Genomic DNA, 13,872 nt, shown 5'->3' on the forward strand with positions numbered 1-13,872 from the left:
AGGTTTTATCATGTATCTTGAAGAGCGTCACGAGATAATAGAGTTCCCGCCTAATATTCCCCTTAAAATCTTCATGCACAAGCTGGGTTCCGTTGATAATCACTGGCACAGAAGTATTGAGCTTTTGATGATCCTGGACGGAACTATTACCATATCCATCGATAATACGGAATATACGCTCACAGGCGAGGACATCATTCTTATCAACAGCAATACCATTCATTCCCTAAGGTCTGAAAGCGCCGTTATGATCGCTATCCAGATAGATTTATCAAGAATGAACCAGTTTGATGCCAACCTCGATGAAATGGTATTTGACTGCAATACGACAACAACAGATGACTTATCCAAGTTTGATGGCTTAAAGTTCGCAATTGCCACCATGCTCAACGAGAACGCTCATAATTCATACGAATCCCAGTACAGAAACTATTCCCTGGCTTATTATCTTGTTGCTGAGCTTTTGGCAAATTTCAGTGTTCCTATAACAAATGCCATCAAGACCCAGCAGAAATACGCAGCCAGACTCACCAGGCTTCTTAAATATATTGAAGACCATTACGCTGAGAACTTCTCTTTAAGCGATCTTGCATCCGAAGAGGACCTTTCGGTGCCCTATCTGTCCAACTTTTTTGAGAAGAATATGGGCGTCAAGTTCTCACAGTACTACACTTCCGTCAAGCTAAATCACGCTCTCACGGATCTTCTTTCTACCAATGACTCCATCGAGACCATCGCTGTCAGGAACGGCTTTACAGAGTCCCATTCCTTTGTCCGCAGCTTTAAAAAACAATACGGAACACTTCCAAGCACCTATAGAAAGCAAAGAGGACAGAATATCTCCGCTTCTGAAACCTCTTCAACTCTGAATTATCTGCAGATGGAGCCCAGCAATTATCTTCATCTTTTGACAAAATATCTGGGAGATATCAAGGACCAGCCACATGCCATCAGCACCAAAAATATAAAGAAATCTGAAGAAATCGTCGCCTCAGCAAGTAGCAGCGTAAGAACCTTAAAGCATACCTTTAAGAAATTTATTACCGTCGGAAGGGCAAAAGAGCTGTTAAACAGGGACATTCAGAACATGCTCATAGACCTTCAAAATAACATTGGTTATGAATACATCAAGTTTCATGGCCTTCTTTCCGATGACATGATGGTCGTTTCAAGAATTAATGGCAAACTGACCTTCCACTACACTTTGGTTGATATGGCGCTTGATTTCCTTATTTCCATCGGTTTAAAGCCCCTTATACAGCTTTCTTTCATGCCAAGGGACCTCGCTGCCGATCCGAATAAGACTATTTTCTATTCGCCGATGATAACAAGCCCACCCAAACACATGTCAGAGTGGGAACAGTTCATCGACAACTTCACAAGGCATCTTTTGGAGCGCTATGGCACCAACACAGTCAGATCATGGCTCTTTTGCGTATGGAATGAACCTGTAACACCCAAGTCCATGTTCGGCTTTGGCGATGACCCACTGTTTATGCGCTTCTATGAAGCCACTTATCGCACAGTAAAAAGAGTTGACGACAAGCTTGTATTTGGATCCCCTTCAATTCTGTATATGGAAAACTTAGGAACTGACAAGTGGATCAAAGATTTCCTTGCATATACCAAAAAGAATAACTGTGAACCGGAGTTTTTGAATGTACACTACTATTCCGACATTATTCCTATTACAGCCAAGCAGAATGTAACTATAGGAAGCGTTTCCTTTTCCTTCCCGAAAAGAACCGACGATTTCTCGCTATGGATCGGAAGCATCAAAAAGATCTTTTCCTCAGCAGGATTCGGCTCGCTGCCAATATACATGACAGAGTGGAACTTCACCCTCTCCCACAGGAATCTTGCCAGCGACACCTGCTTTAAATCCTGCTATATACTCAAAAACCTTCTCAGGAACTACGACAGGCTCGATAGCTTCGGCTACTGGTCACTTACAGACCTCTTGGAAGAAAATGCTCTGCCGGACACTCTTTTCCACGGTGGACTTGGTATCTACACCACAAACGGCATAAGAAAGAGCGTTTACTACAGCTTCTATTTTGCAAGCCTTCTGGGAGATGAGCTCATAGCCGGAGGAGAAGGCTACTTTATCACAAGAAGCATTGATGCATACCAGATCATCACTTACAACTACGTACACTACGGCAATCTGTTTGCTTCGGGTGAACTGTTTGATATGACAGAAACCAACAGATACACGCCCTTTGACATGACAAACAGCCTCCAGTTCCAGATAAAGCTCACAGATCTGGAGGATGGCAACTATTGCATCAAAGAGCTCTTTGTAAACAGAGAATACGGAAGTGCTTATGACATCTGGCTTAAGATGGGTGCTGTTCCCTTGGATCCAAGCGATGTCGAGATAATAAAAGGCTACTGTGTTCCCGGAATGCACAAGGAATACAGGCTGATTGAAAGCGGAGTCTACGAATATTCTCCGGTTCTGGCTCCTCTGGAAATTCGATTTGCCGAGATCAAACGAATAAAGTAAAAAAAGCCCCTGTTCAAATGAACAGGGGTTGATTTTTAATGTTTATGAAGGCTCTCGCCATTAGTTGCGATCACTTCTTTATACCAGTAAGCAGAGTCCTTAGGTGTTCTCTCCATTGTCTCATAATCAACGTAGATAAGGCCAAATCTCATCTTATAGCCGTGGCACCACTCAAAATTATCCATGATTGACCAGTGCTGGTAGCCGATGACCTCAATGCCGTCATCAATTGCTCTCTCAAGCTCTAAGAGATATCTGTTTGTGAAATCTATTCTCTGGTAGTCATGAACCTTGCCATCAATGGCCTTCCAGTCCATGCCGGCCATTCCGTTCTCGGTGATCATGATCGGCTTATGATATCTCTCATAGAAGAACTTGGGTGCGTAGTACAGAACTCTTGGCGTAACGCTCCAGCCCATCATTGTGTGCGCGCTTCCCTGATACTCGTATGGTCCGTAGTTGTTTGGATCAAGCGGATATCTTACAGTTCCTTCATAGACGTTAAAGCCGTAGAAATCAAGAGGCTGCGCTATCTCATCCCACTCCTCTTCAGTAAGCTTTGGAAGCATGTCACCGAAGGCTTCTTCTGAACCTTCCGGGAAGTGTCCCAAGAAGATTGGATCTGCCCACCATGCATTTCCCATAAGGAAACCATACGGATCTATGGCAAAAGACATTTTCCTGCACTTCTCAACTTCCTCAGGAGTGTCATCCTTTGGAACCCACACATTTCCTGTGGGAGCCATTCCGATCTTGGCCTCAAGCTTACTGTATTTCCTGATAACAGAAACGGCTCTTCCGTGAGATTTAAAGACATTTACCGAGATATCCAGCATGGTCTTAATATCATTGTTCTCAAAGGGCGCCATTGCACCGATCTGGTAGCCAAGACCCACAAACATCTGATACTCGTTGAAGGTCATCCAGTACCTGACTCTGTCACCAAGGCACTTAACCACTACTTCTACATATTCAGCAAACCAGTCTGCAATCTCAGGGTTCTTCCAGCCGCCTTTTTCATAGAGCGCCATGGGAAGATTCCAGTGGAAAAGAGTTACCATGGGCTCAATTCCGGCATTTTTAAGCTCATCTACAAGATCTGAGTAGAACTTAAGTCCCTTTTCGTTCACCTTTCCGATTCCCTCAGGCATAACCCTTGGCCAGCTTACGGAGAATCTGTAGCTCTTTAAGCCGATCTGCTTCATAAGAGCAATATCTTCCTTCATGTGATGGTAGTGATCACAGGAAACATCAGCATTCTCGCCAAACTCAATGCGTCCCTCCTCGTGCTCGAAATGGTCCCAGATTCCAAGGCCTTTGCCGTCATCTAAGTATCCACCTTCAATCTGGTGTGCTGCGGAAGCAGCTCCCCATAAAAAATCCTTTGAAAAACTCATTTTTCACCTCTTCATTTCTTAATCTTGTTAAGCTCCTGCTCACAGGAAACAAGTAGCGGCTCCGGTATGTTCAAGGCTTTTACAAAGCCAAGCAGTGCATTTACTGTTATCGGTGATGAAGGATCAAATCGTGGTCCCTCTGTTATAGGCTTCAGGTACTTGATAAACACTGCCTTAGCATCACTATTTTCAAAAATATCGCAAATCTGGTCTTCAAAAGTGAAGCAGCTTGGATCCAGCTCGGTTTTGTCCACTTTTTCCATGGTCTCGGGATCAAGCCCCTCAAACCAGTTAATAGCGTTATCCGAGTCTGTCTTTTTCTCACATATATAGGACGGATCAGGCTCTTTTACCGAATTGACAGTGACCTGATCGCTAAGCTCTTCGCAATAAACCACAATCTCATTCTCACCGGGCTTTATGGCTACATCTTTAAATACGGTCATTGCGCCCTCTACAGGCCTCTTATCTATATCAGTACCGTTAACCTTAAGCGAAAGCTCTTTTACATTGGAAATGACCGTAATATCCGTCATATCGCCGGGCCTGTTGACGTACCTCCTGCCTGCTATATAAATGAACTTCTCCTTGGACCAGTGGGCTTTGTACAGATAATAGGCATCCTTTTTGATCTTCCTGTCTATGGTCACAAGGCCTTTCTGATTCTTGCCCTTCTCTCCGCCTTCTGCCCTTCCGGCGCTGCCAAAATCGAACATGTTCCAGACATAGCCACCGGCCATGAAATCACGCTCTTCTACAGCATTTATGGCATTTTCAGAAAATAACAGCTGATATTCTTCGCTGTAATCGTTGGCTTTTGGCTCTGTGCTGTGGAATCTTACGTTGGTATCAACTCCGTACTCCGTCAGTATAAGGGGTTTGTCCGGATTTGCAGAGTGTATACTGTCAAGCCTTGGCTGAAGATCCTCTATCTGTCCGTAATACCAGCCATAGTATAAGTTGTATCCCAGAATATCCGTGGAATTAAGGATCGGTGAATCATCTTCGGTACCATACTCATTGGCCTGTGCTATAAGGCGGCTCTCATCCAGCTCTCTTGCCTTTTTGCTGAGCCTGTCCACAAGGTCAAAGGTGTAGGGGTTCTTGGAAACCATGCAGACTTCGTTTTGCACGCCGTAGCAGTAAACGCAGGTGTGGTTTCTGACCTGATCTATAAGGAGTTCCAGGTGCTTCATGGCGTTTTCGTCAGCCTCTGGCTTCTGCGGAACTGAGCTTATAACCGGTATCTCCGCCCAAACCAAAAGACCTGCTTCATCACACAGCTCATACCATCTGTCACAGTGCTGGTAATGAGAGCATCTCACGGAATTGGCACCCATTTCCAGGATAAGTGCAAGGTCTGTCTGCAGCTCTTTTTCCGTAATGGCGTTTCCAAGGCCACCAAAATCCTGATGTTTGGCAACACCGTGAAGCTTGTAGGGCTTTCCGTTTAGCAAAAGACCTTTCTCCGAGGAATATTCGATTGTTCTAAAGCCCACAGGGATGGTCCTTCTGTCGCACAGATTGCCACTTTCGTCATAGAGTTCAAAAACTGCGTCATATAAAAATGGACCATTGACTCCGTCCCACAGGCTCACTTCCGAAATGGCAGCGGTCAAATTAGTGTGACTGCCCTGAGTTTCTACAGATGCGCAGGCTACTTCCTTACCGCTTTCTCTGTCGATGACTTTGAGCATACAGGTTGCATTCCCTGCGTATCCGTTTTCTCTTTTGACAAAAACATCTACCTTAAGCTCGCCATCGTCCCCACAAACCTTGGGATTTACATATATTCCGTCAAGGCCTTTGCCTATTTCTTCAAAGTGAAGATCATCATCAATTATGATGTTTACATCTCTGTATATTCCGCCGTAGAAAGAAAAATCGGCCATAGCGGGGTAAATTGTGTTATCTACTGCATTGCTGACTTCTATGCGGATTGTATTGCTGCCGATAGCCAGAAGCTTCGTAATATCTGCTCTGAACATTGAAAAGCCGCATCTAAGCTCATGGCAGAGCTTGTCGTTTACAAATACTCTGCTGCTAAGGGACGCAGCACCAACTTCCAGGATTACAGTGCGCTTAAGATCATCGCTCGTTACCTCCAGGTCTCTCTCATAAGTCGTAACTCCACGGAACATCTTTGAGCCGTCCTGACCGTCCACGGCGTTGTAACAATGAGGTATACTGACTGTTTCAGAGGCTTTTTCGCCTCTTTTAAAGGTCCAGTTGTCATTTATCTTATATACGTTTCTCACAATTTCCTCCGGACAAAATATAATCTCTACATGATAATTTTATCCCAGAGATCTCTCTCATGCCTACGCCAAATCTTTTTATCCCATCGAACATTTTTTAAGATAAAGAAGTCTTTTAGTGCATATTGTTTTTCTTTCTCCGATTTTTTGTTCGTAAAAGCCTATTTTGCCGTAAATATTAAACCTTGTCTTTTGGCTATTTGATATATATGATTTAGAAAAAAACAAGGAGATTTTCACCTATGCGTAATCAGAATATTGATAGAGGATGGCAGTTTAATTACGGAACTATAGATGGTTTTCCCGACCCATCCAGGGAAAGTACACTTCGTGAAGTAGATCTCCCTCACGACTATATGATCTTCAGCTCTGTAAAAAAGGATGCTCCTGCCGGGGCTTCAAGCGGCTTTTTTACTGAGGGCGTGGCCTATTACACCAAAAAGGTAATGATCCCCACAGAGTGGGAAAATGACGATGTTTGCCTAAAGTTTGACGGCGTCATGATGAATGCTACTGTAGCTGTAAACGGCTGCAAAGTTGCTCTTCAGCACTACGGATACGCTCCTTTTTCTGTAGATATCACGCCTTACATCTATTTTGGCAGGGAGAACAGCGTCACAATAACGGTTAATCCCAGCATGCAGCCCAACTCCCGCTGGTATACCGGCGCCGGAATCTTCAGAAGCGTGGAACTGCTTCACTTTCCAAAGCTCCACATCGCAGATGATGGAATTTTCGGCTACACCAAAAGCATTGAGTATGACTCTGAAGGAAATGCCATCAGAGCTTATATTCGCGTAGAAATTCAGGTGCAGAATAACACCCTGGACAATAAGATGGCCGGCGTCAGCGCATTTCTGACAAAAGACGGTAGCGATGAGGTAATAATCTCCCGCTCCCAGAAGATCCAGGTTAATCCTGCGTCATCGGAGACAGCCTATATCAGCATTACTCTTGATAAACCTGAGCTCTGGGATGCAGAAAACCCGAATCTCTACAGACTCCATGGCTCTGTGACTGATCTTGGCACATTCAGGACTCACTTTGTCCCCACAGCACATGAAACCTGTGACGAAACTTCAGTTTTATTCGGAGTTAAGACCGTAACTGCAGACGTTGTTAACGGCCTTAGGATCAATGGCAAAACCGTCAAGCTAAAGGGCGGATGCCTTCATCATGACAACGGAATGCTTGGAGCAGTTTCTTTATACGACTCAGAGCTGCGCAAGCTCTCCATAATGAAAGAGATCGGCTTCAACGCCATCAGAACCACTCACAATCCCCCTTCCTCTGCGCTTATGGAGGCCTGCGACCGTATCGGTATGTATGTCTTTGATGAAGCCTTTGATGCCTGGGGGATCATGAAGCAGCCCGGGGACTACAACCAGTACTTTGATACGGATTGGGAAAAAGACCTTACAGCCTTCATGAAACGTGACAGGAACCACCCATCAGTTATCATCTGGTCCACAGGTAATGAAATTCCTGAGCGAGGAGGCCTTGGAAACGGCTATACCCTGGCAACTCGACTCGCAAATAAGGCTCACAGCCTTGATCCCAGCCGTCCCGTTTCAAATGCGATCTGCTCTTACTGGAGCGGTCTTGACGATGAGCTCGCTGCTGAAAATATGAAAAAGGTCATCGGTGTTGATGCTGACGGCAATCCTCCACTTCAAAATGCAGACGGCGGTAAGAACGACACCAGCTGGGAAGAGTACTCAGAAGCCTTCACCAATAGCCTTGATATTGTTGGATACAACTACATGGAAGACAAATACACTCTTGACCACGAGATGTTCCCTGAGCGCGTAATTCTCGGCTCAGAGAATTACCCCAAGGAGATCGGCATTCGCTGGCCCATGGTTGAATCCACCCCATACGTTATCGGTGATTTCACCTGGACTGCCTTTGACTATATAGGTGAAGCAGGTATCGGAAAATCCGTCTTCTTAGAAGAAAATGATCCCATGCATAAAATAGGTGGTTTTGCCCTGATGTCACACGGATCACCCTATCCATGGCGACTTGCCAACGATGCTGATGTAGATATAAACGGACATATTCTGCCTCAGGGCGAATATCGCTCAGTAATCTGGGGAAGCGATAAGACTTACCTCTACTCCTACGATCCTGCCACCCACGACAAAAAAGAGCTGATCAGCAACTGGGGATTTACCGATGTCAGAAAGTCCTGGAACTGGAAGGGCGCAGACAATAAGCCTGTTTTTGTTGCCGTATTCTCAAACGCAGAGCGTGTTGAGCTCTTCCTTAACGGCAAGTCAATGGGCATCTGCAAGGAAGGAGAAAAACTTGCATGTGGTCTGCCAAAGTCATTCCTCTTTGATATCACCTATGTCCCGGGAACACTTGAAGCTGTAAGCTATAAAGGAAACGATGTTATTTCAAAAGACACCCTGGCAACAACCGGCGCTGTAAGCTCCATTAAGCTGATTGCCGAAAGGCAGGAAATGCCTGCCGATGGCCACAGTGTGAACTACGTTCAGGCAGAGATTTTAGATAGCGATGGAAATATTGTTCCCGATGCTGACAACAAGCTGACTGCAATAGTTACGGGAGAAGGCTCTCTTGCCGCCTTTGGCTCAGCCAATCCAATAACAGACGAGAATTATACAACCGGCTCATTTACAGCCTACAGGGGCCGTGCAACTGCTATTATAAGAAGCGGCTATACAAGCGGAACCTGTACTCTTACAGTATCAGGCGATGGACTTGAAAGTGTAAGTGCAACGATCAATATAAAATGAACTACCCTCACCGACTCCACGTCGAAAAGGGTTTCTGTTATGCCGCATGGCGGCATGAACCTGTAGGATGCTCTATGCATCCTGCAGAACAGGGCATGTCCACTATGCCCCTATCCCATTGGCTTACCTTTGGGAATACTTTCCTTAAGATGTTTGCAGCTCCATTTATGTCTGCATTTGTTATTGTACCATCGTAGTGCCTGTAAAGTCCTCTCTGTATCCTCTTGCCTGAAAAAGCGAAGTTCTCTTTCGCATTCTTTTTATACACAGGGATATAGTCTTTTGCAAGAAAGTCTGCCTTTGATGTGTAGCTTTCTTCCGTGAGAACAAACTTTATACCATATTCAGCAAGTTTGTATCTGAGCATGTCTGCAAATATCAGCATTGGTATCTGCACAAAATTCTGGTTATTGACATGTCCTATACCTATCTCCTGTTTCTGGTATGTATTATGTCCCATCACTACAACGGCCACATGGTTATCCCTTGCATAGGCTGCAAGCTGTCTGCTCACCTTATGGAACTGATCCTTTATCCTTCTGTTCCTCTTTTCAGTAAGAGCATTCATCCTTCTTGTCCTGTACCTGTTGTTACATATCATGGCACAGGAAGAGAGTCTTTTCATCTCTTTGTTGTAAAACTGGTTGATTGACTTAATCACTCCTCCCTTGATCACAAACGGTCTTGCACCAAAAGTGTTTGCTACAGCTGCTATGCTGTCTGTCCCGGGATCTATGGCCATCACTCTAAGGTCGTTTATATCCTCTATATCCGAGAGCTCAGAAAGGATATCCTTATCAGCCATGGGGATTATCCCTTTATCAGGCACTGAAAGGACTACATCCAGGACAAAACTGTTTCCGCCGGGCTTTATACGTACTTCCTTAAGGCACACTTCTTCAGGGAGCTGGCCAAGAGACAGCTTATCCCTGGTTCCGGGAAACTTAAGGCAGCCATTATTAATCCTGCAGATCTGATTTGTCAGGATGGCTGTTTTAAACGAGCCCTGTGATATATATCCCGGCATCTTAGGGCGACCCGTGAAAGCTTCAGGATTCCTTCCATATACTTTTACAGCTTCAAAAAAAGACTTATAGTCCCTAAGAAGCAGTTTCAATATCTGCTGATTAGCCTGAGCCGGAAGGGCATAGTATGCCTTATCCTTTGTTATCTTTAGCAGATGGTCCAATGCATTGTATGATAGCCATTTGCTGTCACCAAGATATTTAGTCCCTGAAAGATTATCCCTTACGAGCCTGTAAATCATCATCTGATTGGAGAAAAGAGGCTTGAATCCAGCCATTGAATCAACTGATGACGAATACTGCCTTAAGATGAAATTTGCCCTGTTGTACAGAACGGCTGATGATCTGCAGATATCCCTGCAATAATCATAGAGTATGTGGTTTTTGCTTATCCTGTATTGCCTTGTTCTGTACACGGTTGTAAATTCCTTAGCAGTATTCTATAGTTAGTATTATAGCACACATTTCAGAAATGCACAAACACATGTTCTCTTTGGGTAAGGAGTAAATTTATGCAAAAATCAATAGCAGAATCAGATATCATGAACGAGTACAGAAGAGGCTCACATTCCGTATACAAACTCACATACCATGTAATTTTCGTGACTAAATACAGAAAGAAAGTGATCACAGATGAGATTGGTGATTTCATGAAGAATTACGCCGCTTACCTCTGCGGACGCATGAACAGCGAACTCATTTCAGCAGAGACAGATGTCGATCACATGCATCTGCTGATCTCCATGCCACCTGATGTTGCTCCTGTAAAACTCATCAACTCGTTAAAATCACAGCTTTCCAAAGAAGTGAGAAATACATATAGGACTCATATAGAAAAGTATCTGTGGGGAGATTCACCCTTCTGGAGTGCAAGTTACTTCTGTGCCACTACAGGAAGTGTTTCTCCTGACACGGTTAAGAAATACATTGAAGATCAGCGAACAGAAGAACACAAACGCAAATACATTAAGACGGGGAAATACAAAAAGAAAAGCTAGTGCGATTCATCCCACAACCGATTTCATCGGAAGGGGTTTTCTCGCACAATGTTTATAAACAAAAATAAGCGCCCGGGAAATTGATGTGATTTCCCGGGCGTATTCTTAGCCAAAAATTGTCTGTTATGTAGTTAGTCCATGCTCATAAGCTGTGAAACTGTATATGCATCAAGGTACTCGCAGGCATAAATTGTGCCGTCTTCAGCGATGAGTCCGGGGATTCCGTTTGACTCAAAGTATGTTATAACCAGATTCTTCCCAACTGTAATATACTGTACCGGGCCAATTCCCTTTATTGTGCCATACTCGATGGTAAAATCAGAAAAAATGTGTCCCATACCATCATTTATGTAGGCAACGTCTTCCCCATTCTTCTTCTCGTAAAGTGCCAGAACAATCTCTGTTCCGTCTTCTGTCTGGCCATGAACAGCACTTAAAAATGTTGCTCCCTTTATGTATTTGGCAGAGTCGTCTGCTGCATAAGCAACTGTTGAAGCAAATCCGCCAGTAACAAATAAAATTCCTGCAAGAAGTACACCTGTTAACATTGAAATAATCTTTTTCATAATACTTTACCGTCCTTGTCTTTGGTTTTTTGTTTAACTGAAACCAATAATAAACGATTAAGTATCACAGAAATGTCACACAGGTAAAAGAGCTTATAAATACCTATCAGATATCAGCTGCGATATCGATGTTCTCGCCTGTAATGCCGATCCAAGCGCCGTCCTTCGCCTCAGATGACTCAGCATGTGCAAGGAGCCACTTGTTTGTAGCAGTGATGAGCTTGTCCTCCTGATTAGCAGGTGTAAAGTCAGGCTTACCAACGTTGGTTCCCTTAGGAAGTCCAACAAGTACCTGGAATCCTGAATCCTTGCTTGCCTGACATGGAGCATAGTGAAGAGCTGTAGCATAAACCTCTACCATAACTCCCTTTGGTACAAGGAAAGCCTTAACCTTGCTGGAATCGATCTTGTAATCTACGATCTCTTCTCTCTTAGCAAGAAGAAGGATAAAGTCTGTTGCGCCGAGGTTGATCTCGCTTGAACGGTGATACTCAAGGCAGTTGAGCTTGGTGTTGTGTCCGTTGCACCATCCGAACTGCATTGGAGATCCGCCAAATAATGAGTTTGTGATCTTCTCTGCTGCAGGAAGCTCCTGAAGAGCCTTCTCCTCAGCCACATATGCTGTTCCCTCAGGAATCGGAGTCTTGTCGCGAAGAGTATCTGCAATCTGCTTCTTCTCCTCTTCGTACCCCTCAATGATTCTTCCGTAATTAACAAATTCCGGGTCTGTAACCTTATAAATCTTCATATCGTCCTCCTATAAAATCAAAATACTTCCTCAATAATCAATGATACACCAAGTCTTATCATTTTTCTTATCAATCTGTATCAAAAATACTTCAAAAATTGCTGATAGTTGTGCTATTATTGTTAGCGTATCTGTCAACCATTTATTCGCATTACATCCGGAGGTTTCCAATGGGAGGATTTTTTGGTGTAGCGTCTCGTGAAAGTGCAGTATTTGATCTCTTTTATGGTACTGACTATCACTCACACCTTGGCACACGTCGTGCCGGACTCGCTGTTTATGATAAAAAGAAAGGGTTCGACCGCTCTATTCACAACATAGAAAGGTCTTACTTCAGACCTAAGTTTGAAGATGACATGCTCAAGATGGAAGGCAATCTCGGAATCGGCTGTATCTCCGATTTTGAGCCCCAGCCACTTATTGTAAGGTCACATCATGGCACCTATGCTATTACCACTGTAGGTAAGATCAACAATATCGATGAAATAACCAACAAGCTCTTTGCCGACAACAGATCTCACTTCCTTGAGATGAGCGGTGGAGATATCAATCCCACAGAGCTTGTAGCTTCTATTATCAATCAGAAAGTAACTATCGTTGAGGGAATACGTTACGCCCAGGAGATAATCAAGGGCTCAATGTCCCTTCTTCTTATGACTCCTGAAGGCATCTATGCAGCCCGTGACCGTTTCGGAAGAACTCCTGTTGAGATCGGTCACAAAGATGAGGGCTACTGCGTCTGCTTTGAAAGCTTTTCCTATCTCAATCTTGGATATGATCCCTATAAAGAACTCGGCCCCGGCGAAATAGCCTATATCACACCGGAGAGCGTTGAAATTGTGGCTCCTGCCTTTGACGAAATGCGCATCTGCACATTCCTGTGGATCTACTACGGATTCCCTGCATCTACCTACGAGGGACTCAGCGTAGAGAGGATCAGATATGGCTGCGGAGGCAAGCTTGCTCAGCGTGATATGCAAAGAGGCCTTCACCCTGACCTTGTAGCCGGCGTTCCGGATTCAGGTGTTGCACATGCCATCGGCTATTCCAACACCTCAGGAATCCCTTATTCAAGACCTTTTGTAAAGTACACACCAACCTGGCCAAGATCCTTCATGCCCACAGTTCAGTCAAGACGTGATCTTATCGCCAAGATGAAGCTCCTTCCCGTCAATCAGCTCATCAACAACAAGAGCCTTCTTCTTATCGACGACTCAATCGTAAGAGGAACACAGCTGAGGGAAACCACAGAGTTTTTATACAGAAGCGGTGCAAGAGAGGTTCACATAAGACCCGCATGTCCTCCGCTTATCTACGGATGCAAGTACCTTAACTTCTCCCGTTCCAACTCCGAAATGGAGCTTATTACAAGACGCGTCATCGAGAAGCTCGAGGGCTATCCAAGTCCTAATGAAGAAACCGTAAGAAAATACACTGACCCCGATTCACCACAGTATGAAGCAATGCTCGAGGAGATCAGAAAAGAGCTCAACTTCACATCTCTTCACTACCACCGTCTCGATGACATGGTGGAGGCTATTCCGATCGAGCCCTGCAAGCTTTGCACCTACTGTTGGAGCGGCAAAGAATAACGTTTGATATCAAA

At 44.5% G+C, this 13,872-nt stretch carries 9 protein-coding genes; 4 read left to right on the forward strand and 5 right to left on the reverse strand.

Translation table 11 applies throughout. The features are described from left to right. Positions 1–10: 10 nt before the first annotated feature. Positions 11–2,509 carry a GH39 family glycosyl hydrolase gene (locus tag G633_RS0105270; protein WP_026519284.1) on the forward strand — a complete coding sequence of 833 codons (2,499 nt, stop codon included), beginning with the start codon at positions 11–13 and terminating at the stop codon, positions 2,507–2,509. A 35-nt stretch (positions 2,510–2,544) separates the two neighbouring features. On the opposite strand, the gene G633_RS0105275 is transcribed toward G633_RS0105270, so the two are convergent. Next, on the reverse strand, positions 2,545–3,906 hold the full coding sequence (locus G633_RS0105275) for a GH1 family beta-glucosidase (RefSeq protein ID WP_026519285.1): 1,362 nt from the start codon (positions 3,904–3,906) through the stop codon (positions 2,545–2,547). Between the two features lie 11 nt (positions 3,907–3,917). After that, a complete protein-coding gene (locus tag G633_RS0105280) occupies positions 3,918–6,164 on the reverse strand; it encodes a glycoside hydrolase family 2 protein (RefSeq protein WP_026519286.1) in 2,247 nt (748 codons plus the stop codon). Between the two features lie 242 nt (positions 6,165–6,406). Between G633_RS0105280 and G633_RS0105285 the strand changes: the two genes are divergently transcribed. Continuing rightward, entirely contained in the window at positions 6,407–8,929 is a 2,523-nt protein-coding gene (locus G633_RS0105285) for a glycoside hydrolase family 2 TIM barrel-domain containing protein (protein WP_026519287.1), read from the forward strand. 37 nt (positions 8,930–8,966) lie between these two features. On the opposite strand, the gene G633_RS0105290 is transcribed toward G633_RS0105285, so the two are convergent. Then, the gene (locus tag G633_RS0105290) at positions 8,967–10,370 is read right to left on the reverse strand and encodes an RNA-guided endonuclease InsQ/TnpB family protein (RefSeq protein ID WP_026519288.1); all 1,404 of its coding nucleotides are present in this window, start codon (positions 10,368–10,370) and stop codon (positions 8,967–8,969) included. Between the two features lie 96 nt (positions 10,371–10,466). Here G633_RS0105290 and tnpA point away from each other — a divergent pair, with 96 nt between their 5' ends. Next, the gene (gene tnpA / locus G633_RS0105295) at positions 10,467–10,952 is read left to right on the forward strand and encodes an IS200/IS605 family transposase (RefSeq protein WP_026519289.1); all 486 of its coding nucleotides are present in this window, start codon (positions 10,467–10,469) and stop codon (positions 10,950–10,952) included. Between the two features lie 131 nt (positions 10,953–11,083). Here tnpA and G633_RS0105300 read toward each other — a convergent pair whose 3' ends face one another. Next, a complete protein-coding gene (locus G633_RS0105300) occupies positions 11,084–11,518 on the reverse strand; it encodes a hypothetical protein (protein ID WP_026519290.1) in 435 nt (144 codons plus the stop codon). A 106-nt stretch (positions 11,519–11,624) separates the two neighbouring features. Continuing rightward, the gene (locus G633_RS0105305; RefSeq protein ID WP_026519291.1) at positions 11,625–12,266 is read right to left on the reverse strand and encodes a DUF4867 family protein; all 642 of its coding nucleotides are present in this window, start codon (positions 12,264–12,266) and stop codon (positions 11,625–11,627) included. Between the two features lie 170 nt (positions 12,267–12,436). Between G633_RS0105305 and G633_RS0105310 the strand changes: the two genes are divergently transcribed. After that, complete coding sequence (locus G633_RS0105310; RefSeq protein ID WP_022767640.1) at positions 12,437–13,858, forward strand: amidophosphoribosyltransferase; 1,422 nt, start codon at positions 12,437–12,439, stop codon at positions 13,856–13,858. The last annotated feature ends 14 nt before the right edge of the window (positions 13,859–13,872 follow it).

The organism is Butyrivibrio sp. FCS006, from assembly GCF_000424525.1.
Classification (GTDB): domain Bacteria; phylum Bacillota; class Clostridia; order Lachnospirales; family Lachnospiraceae; genus Butyrivibrio.

What these genes read in the sequence shown, in the direction of transcription:
- G633_RS0105310 (WP_022767640.1), top strand. Translation starts at nt 12,437, where the DNA reads ATGGGAGGATTTTTTGGTGTAGCGTCTCGTGAAAGTGCAGTATTTGAT.
- G633_RS0105300 (WP_026519290.1), bottom strand. Translation starts at nt 11,518, where the DNA reads ATGAAAAAGATTATTTCAATGTTAACAGGTGTACTTCTTGCAGGAATT.
- G633_RS0105270 (WP_026519284.1), top strand. Translation starts at nt 11, where the DNA reads ATGTATCTTGAAGAGCGTCACGAGATAATAGAGTTCCCGCCTAATATT.
- tnpA (WP_026519289.1), top strand. Translation starts at nt 10,467, where the DNA reads ATGCAAAAATCAATAGCAGAATCAGATATCATGAACGAGTACAGAAGA.
- G633_RS0105285 (WP_026519287.1), top strand. Translation starts at nt 6,407, where the DNA reads ATGCGTAATCAGAATATTGATAGAGGATGGCAGTTTAATTACGGAACT.
- G633_RS0105305 (WP_026519291.1), bottom strand. Translation starts at nt 12,266, where the DNA reads ATGAAGATTTATAAGGTTACAGACCCGGAATTTGTTAATTACGGAAGA.
- G633_RS0105275 (WP_026519285.1), bottom strand. Translation starts at nt 3,906, where the DNA reads ATGAGTTTTTCAAAGGATTTTTTATGGGGAGCTGCTTCCGCAGCACAC.